Source organism: Streptomyces sp. NPDC003691 (assembly GCF_053981115.1).
On record NZ_JBSFNQ010000022.1, the window covers coordinates 60,058 to 81,298 of the forward strand.

General features: G+C 74.1%; 19 protein-coding genes. 6 read left to right on the forward strand and 13 right to left on the reverse strand.

Going from position 1 to position 21,241, the window contains the following annotated elements:
• Positions 1-133: 133 nt before the first annotated feature.
• Together ACWDR0_RS13735 and ACWDR0_RS13740 are read right to left on the reverse strand one after the other, a co-directional pair.
• Positions 134-1,522, reverse strand: a complete 1,389-nt coding sequence (locus tag ACWDR0_RS13735) for a sensor histidine kinase (RefSeq protein WP_456351853.1) — start codon at positions 1,520-1,522, stop codon at positions 134-136.
• Complete coding sequence (locus ACWDR0_RS13740; RefSeq protein ID WP_456351879.1) at positions 1,519-2,175, reverse strand: response regulator transcription factor; 657 nt, start codon at positions 2,173-2,175, stop codon at positions 1,519-1,521. The genes ACWDR0_RS13735 and ACWDR0_RS13740 overlap by 4 nt, the downstream gene beginning before the upstream one ends.
• Before the next feature lie 245 nt (positions 2,176-2,420).
• Between ACWDR0_RS13740 and ACWDR0_RS13745 the strand changes: the two genes are divergently transcribed.
• Complete coding sequence (locus tag ACWDR0_RS13745) at positions 2,421-3,338, forward strand: DUF3152 domain-containing protein (RefSeq protein ID WP_456351854.1); 918 nt, start codon at positions 2,421-2,423, stop codon at positions 3,336-3,338.
• Between the two features lie 231 nt (positions 3,339-3,569).
• Entirely contained in the window at positions 3,570-4,316 is a 747-nt protein-coding gene (locus ACWDR0_RS13750; protein ID WP_456351855.1) for a hypothetical protein, read from the forward strand.
• Between the two features lie 85 nt (positions 4,317-4,401).
• Here the strand turns inward: ACWDR0_RS13750 and ACWDR0_RS13755 are convergent, their stop codons facing one another.
• From ACWDR0_RS13755 to ACWDR0_RS13775, 5 genes are all read right to left on the reverse strand, one after another.
• Positions 4,402-5,442 carry a WD40 repeat domain-containing protein gene (locus tag ACWDR0_RS13755; RefSeq protein ID WP_456351856.1) on the reverse strand — a complete coding sequence of 347 codons (1,041 nt, stop codon included), beginning with the start codon at positions 5,440-5,442 and terminating at the stop codon, positions 4,402-4,404.
• 79 nt (positions 5,443-5,521) lie between these two features.
• Positions 5,522-6,256 (reverse strand): type 1 glutamine amidotransferase, encoded by a 735-nt coding sequence (locus ACWDR0_RS13760; protein WP_456351857.1) that lies wholly within the window; start codon positions 6,254-6,256, stop codon positions 5,522-5,524.
• Positions 6,253-6,996 (reverse strand): amino acid ABC transporter ATP-binding protein, encoded by a 744-nt coding sequence (locus ACWDR0_RS13765; RefSeq protein WP_456351858.1) that lies wholly within the window; start codon positions 6,994-6,996, stop codon positions 6,253-6,255. The genes ACWDR0_RS13760 and ACWDR0_RS13765 overlap by 4 nt, the downstream gene beginning before the upstream one ends.
• Positions 6,996-8,111: an amino acid ABC transporter permease gene (locus ACWDR0_RS13770; RefSeq protein WP_456351859.1), complete on the reverse strand. Its 1,116-nt coding sequence runs from the start codon at positions 8,109-8,111 to the stop codon at positions 6,996-6,998. Before ACWDR0_RS13770 ends, ACWDR0_RS13765 begins: the two co-directional genes overlap by 1 nt.
• Positions 8,111-8,983 carry an ABC transporter substrate-binding protein gene (locus ACWDR0_RS13775; RefSeq protein WP_456351860.1) on the reverse strand — a complete coding sequence of 291 codons (873 nt, stop codon included), beginning with the start codon at positions 8,981-8,983 and terminating at the stop codon, positions 8,111-8,113. Before ACWDR0_RS13775 ends, ACWDR0_RS13770 begins: the two co-directional genes overlap by 1 nt.
• A gap of 276 nt (positions 8,984-9,259) precedes the next feature.
• On the opposite strand from ACWDR0_RS13775, the gene ACWDR0_RS13780 reads away from it, so the two are divergent.
• Positions 9,260-10,285 carry a LacI family DNA-binding transcriptional regulator gene (locus ACWDR0_RS13780; protein ID WP_456351861.1) on the forward strand — a complete coding sequence of 342 codons (1,026 nt, stop codon included), beginning with the start codon at positions 9,260-9,262 and terminating at the stop codon, positions 10,283-10,285.
• Between the two features lie 183 nt (positions 10,286-10,468).
• On the opposite strand, the gene ACWDR0_RS13785 is transcribed toward ACWDR0_RS13780, so the two are convergent.
• On the reverse strand, positions 10,469-10,687 hold the full coding sequence (locus tag ACWDR0_RS13785) for a heavy-metal-associated domain-containing protein (RefSeq protein WP_456351862.1): 219 nt from the start codon (positions 10,685-10,687) through the stop codon (positions 10,469-10,471).
• Between the two features lie 1,034 nt (positions 10,688-11,721).
• Between ACWDR0_RS13785 and ACWDR0_RS13790 the strand changes: the two genes are divergently transcribed.
• Positions 11,722-12,528, forward strand: a complete 807-nt coding sequence (locus ACWDR0_RS13790; RefSeq protein ID WP_456351863.1) for an SDR family NAD(P)-dependent oxidoreductase — start codon at positions 11,722-11,724, stop codon at positions 12,526-12,528.
• 167 nt (positions 12,529-12,695) lie between these two features.
• Here the strand turns inward: ACWDR0_RS13790 and ACWDR0_RS13795 are convergent, their stop codons facing one another.
• The gene (locus tag ACWDR0_RS13795) at positions 12,696-13,361 is read right to left on the reverse strand and encodes a hypothetical protein (protein WP_456351864.1); all 666 of its coding nucleotides are present in this window, start codon (positions 13,359-13,361) and stop codon (positions 12,696-12,698) included.
• A gap of 720 nt (positions 13,362-14,081) precedes the next feature.
• Between ACWDR0_RS13795 and ACWDR0_RS13800 the strand changes: the two genes are divergently transcribed.
• Positions 14,082-14,867, forward strand: a complete 786-nt coding sequence (locus ACWDR0_RS13800; protein WP_456351865.1) for a class I SAM-dependent methyltransferase — start codon at positions 14,082-14,084, stop codon at positions 14,865-14,867.
• 215 nt (positions 14,868-15,082) lie between these two features.
• Complete coding sequence (locus ACWDR0_RS13805) at positions 15,083-15,829, forward strand: hypothetical protein (RefSeq protein WP_456351866.1); 747 nt, start codon at positions 15,083-15,085, stop codon at positions 15,827-15,829.
• A gap of 81 nt (positions 15,830-15,910) precedes the next feature.
• Here ACWDR0_RS13805 and ACWDR0_RS13810 read toward each other — a convergent pair whose 3' ends face one another.
• The 4 genes from ACWDR0_RS13810 to ACWDR0_RS13825 all read right to left on the reverse strand — a co-directional run bounded on the left by ACWDR0_RS13810 (position 15,911) and on the right by ACWDR0_RS13825 (position 21,141).
• Positions 15,911-17,044: an XdhC family protein gene (locus ACWDR0_RS13810; protein WP_456351867.1), complete on the reverse strand. Its 1,134-nt coding sequence runs from the start codon at positions 17,042-17,044 to the stop codon at positions 15,911-15,913.
• A gap of 196 nt (positions 17,045-17,240) precedes the next feature.
• Complete coding sequence (locus ACWDR0_RS13815; protein WP_456351868.1) at positions 17,241-19,676, reverse strand: xanthine dehydrogenase family protein molybdopterin-binding subunit; 2,436 nt, start codon at positions 19,674-19,676, stop codon at positions 17,241-17,243.
• Positions 19,673-20,233 (reverse strand): (2Fe-2S)-binding protein, encoded by a 561-nt coding sequence (locus ACWDR0_RS13820; RefSeq protein WP_456351869.1) that lies wholly within the window; start codon positions 20,231-20,233, stop codon positions 19,673-19,675. Before ACWDR0_RS13820 ends, ACWDR0_RS13815 begins: the two co-directional genes overlap by 4 nt.
• Positions 20,233-21,141, reverse strand: coding sequence for an FAD binding domain-containing protein (locus tag ACWDR0_RS13825; protein WP_456351870.1), 909 nt, complete (start codon positions 21,139-21,141; stop codon positions 20,233-20,235). The genes ACWDR0_RS13820 and ACWDR0_RS13825 overlap by 1 nt, the downstream gene beginning before the upstream one ends.
• Between the last annotated feature and the right edge of the window lie 100 nt (positions 21,142-21,241).

Sequence of the window (21,241 nt, forward strand, 5' to 3'; positions counted from 1 at the left end):
ACCCGAAGTGCCATGTGCCACTCCGGCCATGCGGGGTGATGCCGGGGTCCATCCGAAAGCACTTCCGCGTCCGGAATCGGACGCACGGCCGGACGGCCGCCGGGGTTCCGGCGGCGGCCGGACGGCCGTCAGCTCACCGCCGGTGTCGGCCAGTTGCCGCCGACGGACCGGTCACCGGCTTCGGCGGCCGGGGCAGGGTCGCGGTCACGGTGAGTCCGCCTCCGGCCCTGGGTTCGGCGATGGCATCGCCGTGATGGGTACGGGCCACGGCCCGCACGATGGAGAGCCCCAAGCCGCTGCCGCGCGCCGACCCCACCCGGTCGGTGAGCCGGCGGAACGGCTCGAACAGCACCGGGATCTCATGGGCGTCGATGACGGCGCCGGTATTGCCGACCGCGATGTACGCGCCCGGCGGCCCGGTCCCGGTGCGCACCGTCAGCACCCCGTCCGGGACGTTGTACTTGACCGCGTTGTCCACGAGATTGCGGACGAGTTGTTCGAGGAGCACCGGATCACCGAGCGCGGGCGCGGGCGACAGGGTCCGCTCCACCCGGAGCCGGTGGCGCCCCGCGTCGGCGGCCGTGTGGGTGAGCACCGACTCGGCGACGGCGGCCAGGTCGACGGGATGGCTCTCGGCAGGCGCGCTCTCCGCCCGCGCCAGGGTGAGCAGGGAGTCGATCAGCTTCTCGTGGCGCTCGTTGACGGCCAGCAGGTTCTCCCCGAGCTGCCGCACCTCCGGGGGCGCGTTGCGCCGGGCGACGGCCACCTCGACCAGGGTGCGGCCCACCGCCAGCGGGGTCTTGAGCTCATGGGCGGCGTTCGCGATGAACCGGTCCTGGCCGGCGAACGCCTGGTCCAGCCGGTCCAGCATGCTGTCGAAGGAGTCGGCGAGCCGTTTGACCTCGCCGGGCGGTTCGTCGAGACCGATGCGCTGGTGCAGGGTGCGGCCCGCGATCCGTTCGGCGGTCGAGGTGATCCGGCTGAGCGGACGCAGCAGCCGTCCGGCGACCAGCCAACCCATCGTGGTGGCCACCACCCCCACGCCGAGTACCGTCAGTCCGCCCTTGGCCATGAGATTGGTCCGCATGGAGGCGAGGACATGGTCCCGGGAGGCCGGATCGATGGTGACGCCCGGCTTCGCGGCAAAGCCGTCGGGGGTCCGGGCGGCACCGTCCGCGGGCCCGTCGGTGGGTGTCTGCGTACGCGGCACCAGGACGTCGCCCGTCGGTCCGTCGCTCAGCTCGTACCCGGGCAACGGCGATTCCCCCGACAGCACCCCGTCCGGGAACCCGGCCCCGCCGATGGATCCGCCGCCGGTGGGGCCGGGCCCGGGCTGCCGCCCCGACGGCGGTGCCGCCGTCTGCTCCACCGTGGGGAACGGCAGGGAGAGGGTGTACTGCATGCTGTTCCCCACCAGGATCAGCGCCCCGCCGAAGATCGCCGCGCCCGCGACGAAGAACATCAGACCGAAGACGGCGGTCAGCCGGACCCGCAGGCTGCCGCCGAGCGCGCGGAGGATCACCGGATGCGGTAACCGACGCCGGTCAGCGTCTCGATGACCGGGCCGTCGCCCAGCTTGCGCCGCAGGGAGCGCATGGTGACCCGGACGACGGTGGTGAACGGGTCCACGTTCTGGTCCCAGGCGCGCTCCAGCAGCGTCTCCGCCGAAACCGGCGCCCCGTCGGCCCGGAGCAGCTCCTCCAGTACGGCGAACTCCTTGCGGGACAGGGCGATGTACCGGCCGTCCCGGGTCGTCTGGCGCAGATGGGGGTCCAGTCTGATCCCGGCGCGCTCCAGTACGGGCGGTACGGCGGGCCGGGACCGGCGGCCGAGCGCCCGGATCCGGGCGACGAGTTCGGCGAAGGCGAACGGCTTCGTCAGATAGTCGTCGGCACCCAGGCCGAGCCCGGCGACGCGTTCGGCGACGGTGGTGGAGACCGTGAGCATCAGCACCCGTACGTCCGCGCCGGAGGCGACCGTACGGCGGAGCACCTCGTCGCCGTGGACCAGCGGGAGGTCCCGGTCGAGCACCATCACGTCGTAGGTGTGCACCGCCAGGTTCTCCAGCGCGGCCTCCCCGTCGTGGACGACGTCGACGGCCAGCCCCTCGTCGCGCAGGCCCTCGGCCATCGCCCCGGCGAGCAACTCCTCGTCCTCGACCACCAGCACCCGCATACGTTCCACCGTTCCTCACCCGTTCGGCCTGGACCAAGTATCCGTGTCCGATGTGAAGACAATGTGAGCGGTTGCGCTCACCGTGATCGCACGCCCCTTCCCGTGGACTGTGCGCGGGCCGTGACCACCGCCCCGCCGGCCGCCGGCCGGGGAGCCGTTCCGCTCTGCCTCCCTTCGCAGCCGGTTCCGGCCCGCTCGCGGCGGCCGGGCCCGCTCCGAACGCCCCCGACGAAGGCTGAACCCCGATGGCTGACCGCCGGCTACCGACCGCACCCCACCCCGGAAGCCGCCGCGCGCGGCGGACGGCACCGTCCCGGGGCGGCCGGCGGGCCCGGCGGGGCCGCCGCTCCCCCGGCGCGACCGCGCTCCGGGTCCTGCTGCTGTTCGTCTGCGCGGGCACCGTGGGCTGGGCCGGTCTCGCCCTGCTGCCCGAGGCGGCCGACGGGCGGGCGGTCACGGCGGACCGTCCGGCCACGGCGGGCGGCAAACCGCCACGCGCGTCGGCTTCCGCCTCCACGGCGGACCGGGCCCCGGCCCGGGTTTCGGCCTCGGCTCCGGCTTCGGCTCCGGCAAAGCCGTCCGCCCGTACCCGCTATGCGGTCGACGGCCCCGGCACCTACACCTGGGCCAAGGGCACCGGCCGCCGCGCCGGAACCGGTGGCCGGCTCATCCGCTACGGCGTGAAGCTGGAGCACGGCACCGGTCTGGACGCCGACCGCGTCGCGGCCGAGATCGACGGCATCCTGCGCGATCCGCGGGGCTGGACCCGAGGAGGCGCCGCCTCCTTCCAGCGGGTCGACTCGCCCCCGTACGACATGCTGGTCCATGTGGTCTCCCCCGGCACCACCGACCGGCTCTGCGGCCGCTGGGGACTGGACACCCGGGGCGAGGTGAACTGCGCCAACGCGCCGCATCTGGTGGTCAACGTCCGCCGCTGGGTCGAACTCAGCCCCCAGTACCGCGGCCGTCCGGCCGACTACCACGCCCTGATCATCAATCACGAGGCCGGGCATGTCCTCGGCCACGGCCACCGCGGCTGCCCCGGCCGCGGCCGGCCGGCCCCCGCGATGATGCAGCAGATACGGGGGTTGAAGGGGTGCACGGCCAATCCCTGGGTGTACGACGCGGAGGGCAGGCTGATCGACGGACCACCGGCCCCCTGAGGCCGGTTCTCGGTCATACGGCCGGGGCGGCCGGCGGACCCGGTCGGGCCGGCCGGGGTGAGGCGGCCCGGGGCGTGGTGCCGTTCCCGGCACGGATATGCCGTTCGCCCCCGGGCTCCGGCATCGGGTACACCTTCCGTACGGGCCGCGGCCGCGGGGCGGACACCGCCCGACGGGGCACCGGCGCCGCCCGGCCCGCAACACGGCGGAGTACGACGGCTGGAGGAGCCTGTGCGCGACGGATTTTCCGATGGGTTCTTCACCCGGATGGCGCACGACACACATCCGGTGGACCTGATGTGCCTCTATCTGCTGCACGGCTCGGTCGAGCGGATCCCCGGCCTGCCGGCCGGCCGGGAGACGCTGTCGTTCGGGTATCTGAGCAGACACGTCCGTGCCGCGGACCGATGGAGCCACGACGACGCGGACACCTTCTCCCTGAGCGTCGAGAGGAAGGTGCGCGGGCGCCGGTACGGGCTGGAGTTCAGGATGCACTTCATCGCCGGTGAGCCCTGGGCCGACGCGGTCGTTCCGTTCGGCGCGGCGGTCGACCTGCCCCGGTTCCTGCGCCATTTCCGCGGGCACTATGCCCCGGCGGGAGCCGCGGACGGCTGGGGCTTCGACGTGTACACCGATGTGCGTGATCTCCGTGAGAGCGTCGTGCTGTTCGACAACAACCGCGAGGTGTGGTTCCAGGTCAACCGCGGCCCGGTGGTGGCGGGCCGGTCCCGGCTGGTCCGGTCCCGGCACCGGCTGACCACCGGCCGGCTCCAGGGCAACCGGTTCGGGACCGAACCCCTGGTGCACGCGGGAAGCGCGATGTTCCCCGACCGTCATGACGCCGTCGGGGACACCTCGGCCGAGGCACGGGCGTACCGGCGGTACACGGCCCGGCTGCACGATCCCCTTCCCCTGCGGGCGGGACGGCCGGTCCGCCCGGAATTCGGCACGGTCCCACGGCGGCGCTCCGGGCGCTGACGGGTACCGGGTCACCCCCGGACGGACTCCGGGCCACCGCCGCCGGGCCGCTGCCCGGCCGACCGCCCTGCTCAGGTCGCGGGGATCAGGTCGTGGGGATCAGGACCGCGATGTTCCGGCCGAAGCCCACGGCCAGCCGGTCTCCGGACATCCCGGCCAACGCGCGGACCGCGTGCGGGAGTACCAGCTCCGGCCCTATCTGCTCCCGGGCGGTCACATCCCACACCCGCAGCTCTCCGTGGAAGTCCCCACCGCTGCCGGTGACGGCGAGGAGCCGGCCGTCCGCCACCGTGGTCGTCACCGCGAACACGGTGCCGGGGTAGCCGGTGAGGGGCGTCCCGAGCTGCTCATGGGCCGTCAGGTCCCAGACCCTCAGCTCCCCGTGGAAGACCTCGCCCAGACCGGGCTTCTCATCGCCGTTGCCCGTGAGGGCGAGCGTCCGGCCGCCCGCCGCCACCGTCGTCACCGCGGTCACCATGCTCGTATGGCCGGTGAGGGGCTCACCGGTCCGGCGGCGCGTGGCCAGGTCCCAGACCTGCACCGTCCGGTCGACACCACCCGTCACCGCGACGGGACGACCGTCCACCGTTGCCGTCGTCACGGTGGTGACCGCGCCCCGGTGGCCGGTGAGCGGTTCGCCGAGCTGCCGGTGGGCGGCGAGGTCCCAGACCCGTACCGTTCCGTCCAGACTGCCCGTGACGGCGACCGGGCCGCCCGCCACCACCGCCGTCGCCACGCCGTACACCGAATCGGTGTGGCCGGTGAGCGGTTCGCCGAGCTGCCGGTGGCCGGCGAGGTCCCAGACCCGCACCGTCTCGTCGTCGCCGCCCGTCACGGCGACGGCCCGGCCCCCCACCGTTCCGGTCGCCACCGTCCACACCAGGCCCCGGTGACCGGTGAGCGGAGCACCGGCCGGACGGCCGGTGACCGGATCCCACACCACCACCGCGCCGTCGGCACCGGCGGTGACGGCGACCGTACGGCCGTCCACCACCGCAGACGCCACCGCCAGCACCGTTCTGGTACGGCCGGGACGGTACCCGGCCCACTCCACCCCCCACTGCCGGGGAGGCTCGTCCAGCGCGGGCGTGAGCGGGACTTCGCCGGTGTGCGGGCCGTCGGACATGCCCCCATCCAACCAGCACCCGCCGACAGCCCGCCCCGCCCGGCTCACCGCGAGGCCGGCGCGGCCGGGGCGGCCGGGCTCAGACGGCGGCGCGCACCACGGCGGCCCAGGAGCGGGCCGCCGCCGACCACACCGTGCGCAGTTGCGGCTCGGCCGCGCGGACCGAGGTGACGGCCGCGTCCGGGTCGCCGCCGGCCCGGGCGACCGCGGGGCCGTCGGAGACCGCCCAGTCGGCGATGGCGTCGGCGAGCACCTCGGGGTGGAACTGCACGCCCCAGGCCAGCGGGCCGATCCGGAACGCCTGGTGCGGGCAGTCGTCGCCGGTCAGCAGCGGAACGGCGCCCGGGGGCAGGGCCCCGATCTCGTCCCAGTGCCACTGGGCGGCCGCGGCACCGTCCGGTACGTCCCCGAAGACCGGGTCCCCGTCGGCCGCGGGCAGCCGGCGCAGCGGTACGGCCCCCACCTCGGGCCCCTGGGGGCGGACCTGGACGGAACCGCCGAGGGCGGAGGCCATGATCTGGCCGCCGAGGCATATCCCGAGCAGTGGCACCGAGGTGTCGACGGCCTCGCGGACGAGGGTCCGGACGGCGGGCAGCCAGGGCGCGGCCGCCTCGTCGTCCGCGTTGGGCGCGCCGCCCAGCACCAGCAGGCCCGCGTAGCCGCCGAGGGAGCCCGGCACCTCGTCCCCGGCCCACGGGTGGACCAGATGCCGGTCGAGTCCGGCGGCCGCCAACTCCTCGCCCACCAGCCCGGGGCCGGTGCCGTCCTCGTGCTGGATCACCAGGATCCGGGGGGTGGCCTTCGAGTTGGTCACAGTCTTCCTGCCTCCACAATCTGCTGGAGGAACGCCCGGGTGCGCTCCTCGCGGGGTTCACCGAAGATCTGGTCCGGCGGGCCCTCCTCCAGGACGGTGCCCTGGTGGAGGAAGCACACCTTGCTCGCGACGTCCCGGGCGAAGCCCATTTCGTGCGTGGCGAGCAGCATGGTCATACCGTCTTCGGCGAGATCGCGCACGATGGCCAGGACCTCGGCGACGAGTTCCGGGTCGAGGGCCGAGGTGATCTCGTCGAGGAGCAGCAGCCGGGGCCGCATGGCGAGGGCCCGGACGATGGCGACGCGCTGCTGCTGGCCGCCGGAGAGCCGGTCGGGCAGGGCGGTCGCCTTGTCGGCGAGGCCGATCCGCTTCAGCAGTTCGACTGCGGTGGCCTCGGCCTCCTCCTTCGTGGCCCGGCCCAGCACGGTCGGCGCGAGCGTGATGTTGCGCAGCACGTCCATATGCGGGAAGAGATTGAAGTGCTGGAACACGATGCCGACGTCCCGCCGGAGCCGGTCGACGTCGACGCCGCGCCCCGAGATGGGGTCGCCGTCCAGGACGATCCGGCCGCCGTCGATGTCCTCCAGGGCGTTGATGCAGCGGAGCAGGGTCGACTTGCCGCAGCCGGAGGCGCCGATGAGGGTGACGACCTGGTGCTGTGCCACGGTCAGATCCAGCCCGCGGAGCACCTCGTGGCCGCCGTACGACTTGCGGATGCCCTCGATTTCCAGGAATGCCATCAGCTGTCCTTCCCTGCGCCGCCGCGGGCCGGCAGCCGGTCGGCGAACCGGGTCTGCGGAATGGTGATCACGACGAAGAGCGCGGCCACCACGGTCACCGAGGAGAGGTTGAACTCGTTGGACGCGTAGATCTTCGCCTGGTTGAAGGCGTCGATGGTGCCGATGACGGTGACCAGGGCGGTGTCCTTCTGGAGCCCGATGAAGTCGTTGAGCAGCGGCGGGGTGACCCGGCGTACGGCCTGCGGCACCACCACGTGCCGCAGGGTCCTGGCGTGCGAGAGGCCCAGGGAGCGCGCGGCCGCGGTCTGGCTCCAGTGGATGGAGTCGATACCGGAGCGGTACACCTCGGCGACGTACGCGCCGTAGGTGAGGGTGAGGGCGAGGATCGCGGCCCAGGTCGGGCTGAGCGAGCTGAGGCCCGGGATCTGCGCCAGCGGCAGGCCGAAGCCGATCAGATAGATGATGACGATGCTGGGGACCGCGCGGAACACGTCGATGTACGCGGTCGCCAGCAGGCGCAGCGGCCGCCCGGCGCGGCCGGGGGCGAGCTTGGCGACGGCCAGGACGAGGCCCCAGACGAGGACGAACGCCTCGGCGGCGACGGCGATGAACACATTGGTGCCGAAGGCGGCGGTGACATCGGCGAAGCTGGAGGAGATGGCGTCCGGGCTGAAGAAGGTGGCCTGGACCGCCTGGTCGTTGGCGAGCAGGAAGACCGTCAGCAGGGTCAGTACGGTGACGGCGAGGGAGCCGCCCAGCGCGACCCAGGAGGACTCCCGGGCGTCGGCCGCCTCGGCCCGGGCCTCGGCGATTCCGCCGGGGCGCCCGGCGGCGGCGCGGGACCGGGAGCCGTGGCGCAGCGCCTCGGCGACCGGCTTGAGGACCGTCAGGGCGGAGAGGGCGCCGAGGACGGCGACGGCCTTGAGGGTGTAGGACCATGCGCCGCCGCCGGGCGAGGCCTGCCAGAGCACGGCCGCGGTCCAGACGGCCAGGACAACGGCGGTTCCGGCGGTGACCAGGGCCACGGGGGCGAGGACGGTGGGGACCGGCACCCGGGCGGGCACCGGCGCCGGACCGGTCTTCCCGGCGGCGGGGGCGGGGGCGGCGGTCGTCATCACAGCTTCCAGACCGGGACGGCGGCCGGGTCGCCGCCGAGTGCCTCGCCGAGGTACGCCTCGGACAGCTGCTCCAGGGTGCCGTTCGCCGTCAGCTCGGCGAGGACGCCGTTGACGGCCGCGGTGTTGGCGCTGCCCTTGGGCAGCAGGGCGCCGTACGACTCGCCGGTCTCGTACTGGCCGACGACGGCGACCTTGCCGCCGGAGCCCTTGGCCTGGCCGAGGACGATCGCGGTGTCGGTGAGGACGGCGTCGACCCGGCCGCCCTGGAGCGCGGCGAGCATCTCGGCGTCGCCCGGGAAGACCTGGGCGGGCTTGCCGGGCTTCAGGACCTCCTGGACGAACTTCGCGCCGGAGGTGGCCTGCTTGACGCCGAGCCGGAGGCTTCGGACGTTGTCGGCGGTCACCGTGCCGGGCTTGGCCAGGACCCCGATGTTGGAGGCGAAGTAGGGGCTGGTGAAGTCGACGGCCTTCTTCCGCTCCTCGGTGATGGAGATCTCGGCCATCGCGAGGTCGTAGCCGCTGCCCTTGCCCGCGACCATGGCGTCGAAGGAGACATTGCGGATCTTCAGCTGGTCCAGGCCGGCGCGGTGCGCAAGATTTGCGGCCAGACAGTACTCGAAGCCGCTCTTGATCTCGGCGACGGTGTCGCCGTTCCACCAGCCGCGCGACGGGAGGTCGCCGGCGACCGTCAGGGTGCCCTTCTCGACGGTCCTGAGCTTGACGGAGCCCTTCTCGCCGGTCACCTTGCACTCCCCGTAGGCACCGTTCTCCGCCTTGGTGACGGAGGTGCCGGAGGAGGCTCCGGGTGCGCTCTGGCCGCAGGCCGTGAGGGCGAGGGCGGCGGCGGCCGCCAGGGCGGGGACGATCACTCTGACGGTTCGGCGGCCGGATCGGCCGGGTCGGCGGCTCACGTTGGCTCCCAGGCATCGGTAGGGACCGCCCGGGAGTGATACGGCCGTACGGCCGGAGCCATACGAGCCAAAACCTTTTGGGCGGCGGGGATGGCCGATATGCTCAACCAAAAGGTTTTGGCAGTCAAGGGATAACCGAAGATTGACTGCCGGGGGTGCCCGGGGCGGCCTCCGCGGTCACGAACCGCGACCACCCCGGCGAACCGCACACCGACCACCAGAAGGGGACACGCGATGGCCGGACCGGCCGGACCGCACCACGCTCCGGAGACCGCGCGCTCGGTCGGGATCAAGGACGTCGCACGCGCCGCGGGGCTCTCCATCACGACCGTCTCGCACGCCCTCAACGGCAAGGGCAAGGTCAGCGCCCGCACCCGGGAACGGGTCCGCGAGATCGCCGAAGAACTCGGCTACCGGCCCAACCCGGCGGCACAGGTACTGCTGAGCGGCCGCACCGGAATCGTCGGCCTGGCGGCCGGCCATCAGAGCGCCGAGGCCTGGGAGCGGACCTACCGCCCTTACTACGCGTCCCTGACCGCGGGCGCCATGGTCGAGGCGGTCGACCGGGACTATGCCCTGGTCGTGGTCCCGGCCCGGCCCGGCAGCGACCTCTGGACCCGGATCCCGATGGACGGTCTGATCGTGGTCGACCCGGTGGCCGACGACCCGGTCGTCGCCGAGGCGGTACGGCGGGGGCTGGCGCTGGTGACGGACGGCCGGCCGCTCGACCCCGGGCACGCCCGGATCCCTTATGTACACAGCGATATGACGGCGGGTATGCCGCTGGTGCTGGACCATCTGCACGCGTGCGGGGCCCGCCGCACCGGGCTGCTGACCGGCCCCGAGCTGGATTCGTACACCCTCGACAGCGAACGGGCCTACACCCGCTGGTGCACGGCGCGCGGACTGCCCGCGCGGATCGAGCGGGTGCGCGACGGCGAGCCCGCGCGCGGCGCGGCGCGCCGGCTGCTGGCCGCCGGGGACCGGCCCGACGCCGTCCATGCCCTCAACGAGACGTACGGCGAAGCGCTGCTGGCCGCCGCGGAGGACCTGGGCATCGGCATTCCGGACGGGCTCCAGGTGACCGCGATGGGCGATGCCGAACCGGGCACCCGTCCGGCGCTGACCCTGCTGACCCTGGCGCCCCGGCGGATCGGCGCGCTCTGCGCGGGGATGCTGATCGACCTGCTGAACGGCCTTGCGCCCGAGCCGGTTTCGGTGCCGTGCGCGCTGGTGCCGGGGGATTCGACGCGCGGCTGAGACGGGCGGCCGAGACGGGCGGCCGGGACACGCGGCCGCCGGGGGCTTCCGGGCGGGAGGGTGCACCCCTGGCGGGGTGCACCCTCCCATGACCCGACCCCTTCTCCCGCTTCTGTCGTTGCCCTTCCGCGGACTCCCTCCCTTTCGCTGTCGGTCGCGCCGGTCGTGCCGGTGGCGCGGAGTTCAGGCGCGGCCCAGATAGCCGTAGCCGGCGTCCTCGATCGTCCGCTCGACGAGCTTGTCGTCGGGTACGGCGGCGGTATCGAGGGTGAGCAGGCCCGTGGAGAGCTCGACCTGCACCGTGTTGACGGTGTCCAGCTCGCGCAGAGCCTTGCTGACGATCGCCTTGCAGTGGCCGCTGTGGACTCCGCCGACGCGGTAGGTAGTGCTGTAGGACGCCATGACGACCCTCCCCTTCTCATACCCCCTTGGGGTATCCATCTCCGATGGCTCTTTTATACCCCCCAGGGGTATCAACTGCAAGCGGTCACGGACGGGGTGAGCGATCCGCACCGACCCGCCCGGCGGCACCCGGCGATGCGCGGCCGCCCGGTCCGGGGACGGTCCATGGCCGATGGCCGCCCCCGGACCGGGCGGCCGCTTCCCGCTCGTAAATCCCGGCGAATCACTGCATACGGCAATATCCCGGCGGGCCCGTGCCGATGACGGGGACACTCCCGGCACCCCTGGCACCCGCGCCCGGGACATCAGGGCTCACCAGCGTCACGGGCACCCCCGCCTCATCGCCCGCCACAGGACCGGAGGGCGGCAGGGGCGAATACCGGGGCGCGAGCCGTCTTTCGCATTTCTGTCCACCGAACTCACGGCCTATTGGGCCGCCGTGACCCGTGTACCGGCCATCGGGCCGCCGGGGAGCGGCCGGCAGCGCCGCCCTGCCGCACCGGGCCGGGCGCCCGCACCCCACCCCCCGGCTCCGTACCCGGGGGCGGTGCCGGTGCACGGCAATTCCCCCGGGTTTCCGGGGGTATTCGTCCCATCGGCCTTTCCCCGCGCCCGCCGATTGCCGGTATGGGACGGCATTCCCCGGCCCGGTGAAAAGCGCCGCCCCGGTGCGGACGCGGCCCCGGAACGTCCCGTCAAAAGAGCGTCAGGGCGGCGGCAAGGGAGCGTCAGAGAAACGTGTTCCGCCTTGCTCCGCCGGACCGGCGCGGCTTCCATGGTCGTCGTGAACAACGCGTGGCTCCTTCCCGGCCGGCCGCCTCGTACGGCGCTCCGGTCCGTGCCGCGCCGCCCGGCGCCGTCCGCCGGTCCCGCACCGTACGCGGCCTGACCGCGCGGGCGGACCGGACCCGGCCGCCGGGCCACCCTCCGGGGGCGCCGCGAGTCCCGTTCCGGCGCCCCCGGCCGGGACTCGGGCCGTCCGCACCGGGCCCGTCTCCCCAACCCCCTTCCCCTTCTCCTTCCTTGGATGGACCATGTCCGGCTCCGACCTCTCCTCCCTGACCGTCCTGGTGACCGGCGCGACCTCCGGCATCGGCCGGGAAACCGCCCGGCAGCTCGTCGAGCGCGGGGCCACCGTGCTGCTGCACGGCCGTACCGCCGAGGAGACCCGGGCGGCCGCCGACGCCCTGATCGCCACCACCGGCACCGACGGGACGAAGCTGCACACCTACCCTGCCGACTTCACCGCGCTGGCGGAGGTGTCGGCGATGGCGTCCCGGATCCTGTCGGCCCATCCGAAGATCGACGTGCTGGTCAACAACGCCGCTCTCGCGGCGCCGGAACGGCACACCCTGACCGGGGACGGCAACGAGATCGCGTTCCAGGTCAACTTTCTCGCGCACTATCTGCTGACCGGTCTGCTGACCCCGGCGCTGCTCGCCGCGGACCGGGGCCGGGTGGTGAACGTGTCGTCGTCGCTGCACCGGACGGCGTCCATCCAGTGGAGCGACCCGCAGCGGGCCCGCCGCTACTCCCGGCTCGCCGCCTATGCCCAGTCCCAGCTCGCCCTCACGGTCTTCGCCGCCGACCCCCGGATCACCGCCGTCTCGGTCCACCCCGGTATCTGCGACACACCGCTGCTGCCGCTGTACGCGCACCGCGGCGCTTCGGCCGCCGAGGGGGCCGCGCATGTGGTCCGGCTCTGCGAGCCCGGGACGGCGGTCGTCAACGGCGCCTACTACGACCGGGACCGCCGGACGGAGCCCGCGCCGGGCGCCACCGAGGAGCGCACGGTCAAGCGGCTGGCGAAGCTCGCGGACCAGCTGGTGCACACGGGCTGAAGCGCCGCGGCCGGCGCTCGGCCCGGGCCGCGCACCGGCCGTCCGGGCAGGCGTATCCGTGCGCCGCCGCGGAAGCGCCGGGGCGGCGGGGCGCGCACAGGGACACGGGGGACGGCGATGCCACCGGCCGGACCTCGGGGACGTGGGGCCCGCGGTCCCGCCGGGCGTCAGCGCGGGTGTCCGGTGCCCGGCCGTTCGGCCACGCCCAGCCGGGCGGCCCACTCCAGCCCGTTGGGCACCCTCGACTCGCGCGGCAGCGGGCCCGGTTCGGAGGCCGAGTCGATCAGCTCCTCCAGGACGTCCGCGTTCACCGTGCCCGCCGCGACCCGGGCGACGAACCGTTCGGCCGCGACCGGATCGCGGTAGCCGGCGTCCGCGAAGCTGTCGGCGAGGGAGCGGTCGTCGAAGATGCCCGCGTAACCGTCGCAGGAGGCGGCGAGCCCGTCGTCGTCGACATACTCCGGATAGGGGGCGCGCTGCCAGCGGTCCTCGTCCCACCAGTACAGATAGCCCAGTTCATAGCCGTCGTTCAGTTCGCGGAGCTTCTGGTGCGGCAGCCAGTCCGGCGCGTCGGCCAGCAGGTCGACGGGCTTGTCGCCGGCATAGGTGGTATCGCTGCAGTCGACGTCCTGCCCGTAGAAGACGGCCTTTCCGCCCGGCAGCAGTGCCAGGGTCCAGCCGCCGTTGGAATGCGCGCAGGACAGTTCCCGGTCACCGAGCCGGAATACGGGTCTGGTGGTTCTGGTGACAGCGATCAGTACAAGCACGACGGCGCGTTGCCACATGCGCTCGGGCCTGCCCAGCAGTGCCGGAATCCGAGGCTCGTCGGTCATCTCTGTTCCTGTTGTCGGCCATGGGTTTCGCCGCCCGAACATCCGGCGTTACCGAACCATACGACCGGACGGAGCACCGGCGCCAATGGTCGGCCGGGAGCGCGTCGCGGCCGGGTCGGCCGGGCTTCCCGGGGCGGAGCCGGCCGCGCGGGAACGGAAGACCCGAGCGGCACCTCCGCGTCGAATTCCGCCTGCGGAAAGGGATTTCCACGCGGGAATGCGAACGGGAGAACTGTTGTGGATCGGCATGTGACGCACCATGGGGGATTGTTCTTCGGAGAATGGCGGACGGGGATTCGGAGGGACGGGTCATCCGGTACCGGACGGAGCGCCGCGGGCTCCGCCCGGCCGGGCGGACCGGATGCGCCGTGCTCCTCGGGCTCGGGGGACGCGTCGCGTTCCTCGGGTCGGCCTCCTCGGGCTCATGGGGGCGAACGTAACTCCCGCCCCTGCTCCGATGTTCGCATTTGCTTACCGTTTACTCACCCGGTCGTCCGCGATCCGGCCGGAATGCATCCCACAAGGACCGGTCCGCCGTGCGTCGGACCGGCCGCGGCGCCCCGCGGCTTCACCGGGGTACGTACGGCAGCCGGGCCCGGTTCAACGGCGGCGGCCGGTCCCGGGCGGGTTTCCGGGGGCGTGGAGTGGACGGTGGGGGCGCGGGCCGGATCCGGAGCGCCCGTGGTCCGGCGCGGGGGCCCGGGCCGTAGGGTGAGGACGGTGTTCACCTCATCCGGACCCACAGTGCGCGAACTGGCCGTTCAGGCGCTCTCCTCAGTGGAGCGCGGCTACGACCTGCTGGCCCCCAAGTTCGACGGGACCCCGTTCCGTACGCCCGACCGCCTCCTCGATCCGTTCGTCGCCGCCGTCCGGCCGCTGGGACCGTTCCGTACCGGTCTGGACGTCTGCACGGGTACGGGCGCGGGCGTAGGGGTGCTGCGGCGGCTGTGCGAGGAGCGGGTCGTCGGCGTGGACTTCAGCACGGGCATGCTGGAGCGGGCCCGGGCCGCCCACGGCCCGGACCGCGCCCCGGCAGGCCCGCCCGGTCCGGGACCGGATCCGGCCGCCGAACCCGCCCCCGCCCGGCCCGCCGTGGACTGGGTGCGCGCCGATGCCCGGAGACTGCCGTTCACCGCGGGCTTCGATCTGGCGGTGAGCTTCGGCGCGTTCGGACACTTCCTGCCCGGGGAGCGCCCGGCGCTCTTCGCCGGGGTGTGCCGGGCCCTGCGGCCCGGTGGCGTCTTCGCCTTCCCGCTGCCCGCGCCGCCGCCGGTGGGTTCGCTGCCCTACTGGACACTCTGGGGCTTCGACGCCGCGATGCGGGTGCGGAATCTGGTGTGGCGGCCGCCGTTCGTCATGTACTACCGCACCTTCCCGCTCGGGCCGGTGCGGGCCGATCTGGAGCGGGCCGGGTTCGCCGTCGAGCTGCGGCCCGTGGAGCCGCTGGGGCGGCGGCCGGACGGCAGCCCGAACTGCCGGCTGGTGGTGGCGCGCCGCAGGGGCTGAACCGCGGGCCCGGCCGGGTCCAGGTACGGCTCCGGCTCCAGGTCCAGGTCCGCGCCTACGGCCGGTACGGGCCGGTGCGATCGGTCCGGGCCGGTGCGATCGGTGGGTCGGCGCCCCGGACGCCCGCTCGGTTCCGCGCCGGTCTCGCGTCCGTCCCTCGCCGGTCCCACGGCGAGGGGTGCCCGGCGGCCCCTGCGCGCGGCTACTGTGCGCAGATGTCGTACCGACTCGATGCCGTCGTAGGTGACTTCGACCGTCTGCGCAGCTGGGCCGAGGGAACGCCCGGGGCGGTGGTCGCCCCGCTCCGGCAGCGTCTAGGACTGCTGCCGCTGTCCGACCCGCTCCGCGGCGACCTGCCGCGGATCCTCCCCGACCTGTCACGGAGTGGGCCGGTGGCCCATGTGCAGGCGGACTTCTGGGGCGGCGACGGGGATCAGACCGCCGCCGTGTGGCGGGCCGGGGCGCCGGAGTGGGGGCCGGTGCACACCTCGGATTTCAGCGGTCCCCGGGAGGACTGGCCCGTCAACGCGGCGCTCGCCCGGCTCGGCGCGTCACCGGCCGGCCCCGGCGCGCCGGAGTACCGCGATCTCTTCGCGGAAGTGGGCCTCGGCCGGGGGCGGCACGAGGAGGACTGGCGCCGGGCCGCTCTGCACGCCTGCGACGCGGCCGACTGGGACGAGTGGGCGGCGGGCGAGCGGGCCGAGCGGGAGGCCCTGGAGCGCGCCGCGGCCGAACGGGCCGCCGACGAGCGGCTGCGCGGGATCCCGCTTCCGCTCGACGGCAGGGATGTCATCGCCCTGCTCGGCATCCCCCGGGGCCGGACGGTGGGGGCGGCCATCCGCCATCTACGGCAGCTCCACGCCGACCACGGCCCCCGGTCGCGCGAAGAGACCGAAGCGGCGCTGCGCGCCTGGGCGGCGGAGCGGGGTCTGCCCGCCGCGGAGCCGGGGGACGCCGGGTAGCCGCGCGTCCGCGGCCCGGCTCCCCGGGCGCCTCCGGTGGTCGTCGCGGCGGCCTCCCGTATCAGGCCGGGTCCGCAAGGGTCAGGCCACCGAACCGACCCGCCCGAGCGGTGGCATCTCGTGGTGGATGGGGGTGTCCGCGCCGGTCAGGGGTGCTCCGCTGCCGCCGTGCCGGCGGGCCACGATCTCCGCCGCTATCGACAGCGCCGTCTCCTCCGGGGTGCGCGCCCCGAGGTCCAGCCCGATGGGGCTGTGCAGCGCGGCGAGCTGCGGCTCCGTCACCCCGGCGGCGCGGAGCCGTCGTTCGCGGTCGAGATGGGTGCGCCGGGAGCCCATCGCGCCGACATAGGCGACGGGCAGCCGCAGGGCGTGTACCAGCAGGGGTACGTCGAATCTGGCGTCGTGGGTGAGGACGCAGAGCACGGTCCTGCTGTCGGTCGCGGTGGACCGGAGATAGCGGTGCGGCCAGTCGACGACGACCTCGTCGGCCTCGGGGAAGCGTTCGGGCGTGGCGAAGACCGGCCGGGCGTCGCAGACGGTGACATGGTGGCCGAGGAACTTGCCGAGGCGCACCAGGGCGGCGGCGAAGTCGACGGCACCGAAGACGATCATGCGCGGGGGCAGGGCGCCGGACTCGACGAGCAGGGTGAGCGGGGTGCCGCAGCGGCCGCCGGACGTACCGGTGGTGACGGTTCCGGTGCGGCCCGCCGCCAGCAGGCCCCGGGCCTCGGCGGCCGCCGTGCGGTCCAGCTCCGTACCGCCGCCGAGGCTGCCGCGGACGGTGCCTTCGGGAGTGACGAGCAGGGCGCGGCCGAGGAGTCCGGCCGGTCCGGCGGCGATCCGTACCAGGGCGGTGGGCGCGGCCCGGGCGGCGCGGGCGACGGCCGCGGCCTCCGGTCCGCCCGGCACCACCCGGACGACCAGGACCTCCAACTCCCCGCCGCAGGTGAGTCCGGCGGCGAAGGCGTCGTCGTCGCTGTGGCCGAAGCGCTCCCGCACGGGGTGTCCGTCCCGCAGGACCTGGCGGCAGAGTTCGTAGACGGCGGCCTCGACGCAGCCCCCGGAGACCGAGCCGACGGCAGTGCCCTCGCCGTCGACGGCGAGGGCGGCGCCGGGCTGCCGGGGGGCGCTCCCGGTGACGGAGACGACGGTCGCGACGGCATAGGTCCGGCCCTGCTCGGACCAGCGGTGGAGCTGTTCGGCGATCTCCAGCACGGTGTGCGCTCCTCTCCTCGGCCGCCGGGGGGTGGGGTGCCGGGCCCGGTATCCCGGTACGGGACGCGGGCCCGGTGGTTCCGGTGGTTCCGGTGGTTCCGGTAAGGGATGCGGGCCCAGTGGTTCCGGTACGGGACGGGGGTGGGGGGAGAGCGGGGTGCCGGGTCCCGCGGGCACCGTCCCGTACCGGAACCGGTCAGGGGCCCTGCCGCGCCGCGGCGCCGGGGGGTTCGGGGGATGTTCCGGTGAGGTGTTCCGGGCGGACGGGGGTGCGGTTCAGCTCCAGTCCGGTCGCGGCGCGGATCGCCGCCAGCACCGCCGGGGTGGACGACAGGGTCGGTGCCTCGCCGACGCCGCGCAGCCCGTACGGCGCATGGTCGTCGGCGAGTTCGAGGACATCGACGGGCATGGTGGGGGTGTCGAGGATGGTGGGGATCAGATAGTCGGTGAAGGAGGGGTTGCGGACCAGGGCGGTGACGGGGTCGACGAGGATCTCCTCCATGACCGCCATGCCCAGCCCCTGGGTGGAGCCGCCGTGTATCTGGCCGACGACGGCGAGCGGGTTGAGGGCCTTGCCGACGTCCTGGGCGCAGGCGAGTTCGACGACCTTCACCAGTCCGAGTTCGGTGTCGACCTCGACGACGGCCCGGTGGGCGGCGAAGGAGTACTGGACATGCCCGTCGCCCTGGCCCGTGACGGGGTCGAAGGGCTGCGTGGGCCGGTGCCGCCACTCCAGTTCGGCCTCGACCGTCTCGTCCCCGAGGACGTCGGCGAGTTCGGCGAGCACCTCTCCCCCGTCGGTGACGACCCTGCCGTCCTCCAGCCGCAGTCCGGCGTACGCCCAGGCCGGGTGGTGGCTGCCCAGCCGGCGGCGGCCCAGGTCGAGGACCTGTTCCCGGACGGCCTCGCAGGCGGCTCTGACGGCACCGCCGGTGACATAGGTCTGGCGGGAGGCGGAGGTGGAGCCCGCCGAGCCGACGCGGGTGTCGGCGGGCTGGACGGTGACCCGGGCGACGCCGAGTTCGGTGCGGGCGATCTGGGCGTGGACGGTGACCCCGCCCTGGCCGACCTCGGCCATCGCGGTGTGCACGGTGGCCACCGGCACCCCGGCCGCGGCGGCCAGCCGGACCCGGGCGGTGGAGTAGTCGTCGAAGCCCTCCGAGAAGCCGACGTTCTTGATGCCGACGGCATAGCCGACGCCCCGGACGACACCCTCGCCGTGGGTGGTGTTGGAGAGCCCGCCGGGCAGGGCCCGCACATCGGGGGTGCCGCCCGCGGTCTCCCACTGGCGCTCCGGCGGCAGCGGCCGGGCCCGGACCCGGCGCAGCAGTTCGGCGACGGGTGCCGGGGAGTCGACGAGCTGTCCGGTGGGCATGGTGGAGCCCTGTGACATGGCGTTGCGCCGCCGGAGTTCGACGGGGTCGAGGCCGAGGGCGGCGGCGAGTTTGTCCATCTGCGCCTCGTAGGCGAAGCACGCCTGGACGGCGCCGAAGCCGCGCATGGCCCCGCAGGGCGGGTTGTTGGTGTAGAGGGCGAGGACCTCGATGTCGACGTCGTCGACGTCGTACGGGCCGATGCCGAGCGACGCCGCGTTGCCGACTACCGCCGGGGACGAGGAGGCGTAGGCGCCGCCGTCGAGGACGATCCGGCAGCGGACATGGGTGAGTTTTCCGTCGCGGGTGGCGCCGTGTTCGTAGTGGAGCCGGGCGGGGTGGCGGTGGACGTGTCCGAAGAAGGACTCGAAGCGGTTGTAGACCATTTTGACCGGCCGGCCGGTCCGCAGGGCCAGCAGACAGGCGTGGATCTGCATCGACAGGTCCTCGCGGCCGCCGAAGGCGCCGCCGACGCCGGAGAGCGTCATCCGCACCTTCTTCTCGGGCAGGCCGAGGACGGGCGCGATCTGGGCACGGTCGGAGTGCAGCCACTGGGTGGCGACATAGAGGTCGACACCGCCGTCGTCGGCGGGGACGGCCAGCCCCGATTCGGGCCCCAGGAAGGCCTGGTCCTGCATCCCGAAGACATAGTCGCCGGTGACGACGGTGTGGGCGCGGCGGGCGGCGGCCGCGGCGTCGCCGCGGACGACGGGCTGCCGGTGGACGATATTGGGGTGCGGGACCCGGTGGCTGTGGTGGTCGGTGCGGCCCTCGTGGACGAGGGGGGCGCCGGGCGCGGTGGCGGACGCCTCGTCGGTGACGACGGGCAGGGCGGCGTAGTCGACGCGGATCTTCGCGGCGGCCCGGCGGGCGGTCTCGGGATGGTCGGCGGCGACCAGGGCGACGGGTTCGCCGTGGTGGCGGACCTTACCGTGGGCGAGGACGGGGGTGTCCTTGATTTCCAGTCCGTAGTGCTTCACCGCGGCGGGGAGGTCCTCGTAGGTGAGGACGGCGTACACCCCGGGCACCGCCAGGGCTTCGGAGATGTCGAGGGAGCGGATCCCGGCGTGGGCGACGGTGGAGCGGAGGGTGTGGCCCCAGAGCATGTCCTCGTGCCACAGGTCGGAGGAGTAGGCGAATTCGCCGGTGACCTTGAGGATGCCGTCGGGGCGGAGGGCGGACTCGCCGATGCCGCCCCGGGCGCGGGTGCCCCGGGTGGTGCCGCCGGGGCTGCCGGTGGTGGTTCCGGTGGTGGTCATCGTCCGGATCCTTCCCGGGGGGCACGGGGGGTACGGGGAGTACGGGCGGCGGCCAGCCGGACGGCGTCGAGGATCTTCTCGTAGCCGGTGCAGCGGCAGAGGTTGCCGGAGAGGGCCTCGCGGATATCGGCGTCGGAGGGGTCGGGGGTGTGTTCCAGGAGTTCGTCGGCGGCGACCAGGAGGCCGGGGGTGCAGAAGCCGCACTGGACGGCCCCCGCTTCGACGAAGGCCCGCTGGACGGGGGCGAGGTCCGGGCCGCCGTCCGGCGGGCCGTCGGGATCCGGCTGCCCGCAGGCCCCGGCGCGGCGGCGGGCGTGGTCCGCGAGGCCCTCGACGGTGACGACGTCCCGCCCTTCGGCCTGTCCGGCCGCCACCAGGCAGGAGCAGACCGGCACTCCGTCGAGGCGGACCGTGCAGGATCCGCATTCGCCCTGTTCGCAGGCGTTCTTGGAGCCGGGGAGCCCGAGCCGCTCCCGCAGGACGTAGAGCAGGCTCTCGCCCTCCCAGACGTCGTCGGCCTCGGCCCGGCGTCCGTTGACGGTGAACACGACCCGCATCAGGCTGCTCCTTCGCTTCCGCCGGCGGCGCGCCGGGCTCCCCCGGTCGCCCGGTACTCCTCCCAGGCCCGGATCAGGGTGCGGCGGGCGAGGACGCCCACGGCGTGCCGCCGGTAGGCGGCGGTGCCCCGGACGTCGTCGATGGGGCTGCACGCCCCCGCGGCCAGCACGGCGAACTCCTTGGCCACCGAGGGCGCGACGGCCCGGCCGTTCTCCCAGCAGCCGCCCTCGTCCAGCGCGGCGGCCAGGAACTCCTCGGCGGTCTTCGCCCGGACGGGGGTGGGGGCGGCGGAGCCGATGCCGGTGCGGACGGTCCGGGTAGCGGGGTGGAGGGCCAGCCCGAAGGCGCAGACCGCGATCACCATGGCATTGCGGGTGCCGACCTTGGCGAACTGCTGGGGTCCGCCGGCCCGGTCGATATGGACGGCGCGGATCAGTTCGTCGGGCGCGAGGGCGTTGCGTTTGACACCGGTGTAGAAGGCGTCGACGGGGATGCGGCGGCTGCCGCGCACCGAGGCCACCTCGACCTCGGCGCCCGCGGCGAGCAGGGCGGGATGGGCGTCGCCCGCCGGGGAGGCGGTGCCGAGGTTGCCGCCGACGCCGCCGCGGTTGCGGATCTGGGGGGAGGCGACGGTGTGGGAGGCCAGTGCGAGGCCGGGCAGCTCGGCCCGCAGATGCCGGATGATCCGGGCGTACGGGACGGAGGCCCCGAGGCGTACCGTCGTCTCGCCGGTCTCCCACTCGGCCAGTTCACCGATGCGGTTGAGGTCCATGAGGTGGGTGGGCCTGCGACGGTCGAAGTTGATCTCGACCATGATGTCGGTACCGCCCGCGACGGGCACCGCGGACGGGTAAGCGGCCTTGGCGGCGAGGGCCTCGTCCCAGGTGGCGGGCCGGAGGAACTCCATACGCCGGTTCCCTTCTCCGCCGTCGCCGCCGTCCGGCGGCGCGGTGTCGCTGTCGTCGTACGTACGGTGACCGGTCGGCGCGGCCGTGCCCGCGCCCCGG

Excerpts from the sequence above, each read along its gene's own strand:
- ACWDR0_RS13765 (WP_456351858.1), bottom strand. The coding sequence starts at position 6,996 with ATGGCATTCCTGGAAATCGAGGGCATCCGCAAGTCGTACGGCGGCCAC.
- ACWDR0_RS13790 (WP_456351863.1), top strand. The coding sequence starts at position 11,722 with ATGTCCGGCTCCGACCTCTCCTCCCTGACCGTCCTGGTGACCGGCGCG.
- ACWDR0_RS13805 (WP_456351866.1), top strand. The coding sequence starts at position 15,083 with ATGTCGTACCGACTCGATGCCGTCGTAGGTGACTTCGACCGTCTGCGC.
- ACWDR0_RS13820 (WP_456351869.1), bottom strand. The coding sequence starts at position 20,233 with ATGCGGGTCGTGTTCACCGTCAACGGACGCCGGGCCGAGGCCGACGAC.
- ACWDR0_RS13740 (WP_456351879.1), bottom strand. The coding sequence starts at position 2,175 with ATGCGGGTGCTGGTGGTCGAGGACGAGGAGTTGCTCGCCGGGGCGATG.
- ACWDR0_RS13755 (WP_456351856.1), bottom strand. The coding sequence starts at position 5,442 with ATGTCCGACGGCCCGCACACCGGCGAAGTCCCGCTCACGCCCGCGCTG.
- ACWDR0_RS13795 (WP_456351864.1), bottom strand. The coding sequence starts at position 13,361 with ATGACCGACGAGCCTCGGATTCCGGCACTGCTGGGCAGGCCCGAGCGC.
- ACWDR0_RS13780 (WP_456351861.1), top strand. The coding sequence starts at position 9,260 with ATGGCCGGACCGGCCGGACCGCACCACGCTCCGGAGACCGCGCGCTCG.
- ACWDR0_RS13785 (WP_456351862.1), bottom strand. The coding sequence starts at position 10,687 with ATGGCGTCCTACAGCACTACCTACCGCGTCGGCGGAGTCCACAGCGGC.
- ACWDR0_RS13815 (WP_456351868.1), bottom strand. The coding sequence starts at position 19,676 with ATGACCACCACCGGAACCACCACCGGCAGCCCCGGCGGCACCACCCGG.
- ACWDR0_RS13745 (WP_456351854.1), top strand. The coding sequence starts at position 2,421 with ATGGCTGACCGCCGGCTACCGACCGCACCCCACCCCGGAAGCCGCCGC.
- ACWDR0_RS13825 (WP_456351870.1), bottom strand. The coding sequence starts at position 21,141 with ATGGAGTTCCTCCGGCCCGCCACCTGGGACGAGGCCCTCGCCGCCAAG.
- ACWDR0_RS13770 (WP_456351859.1), bottom strand. The coding sequence starts at position 8,111 with ATGACGACCGCCGCCCCCGCCCCCGCCGCCGGGAAGACCGGTCCGGCG.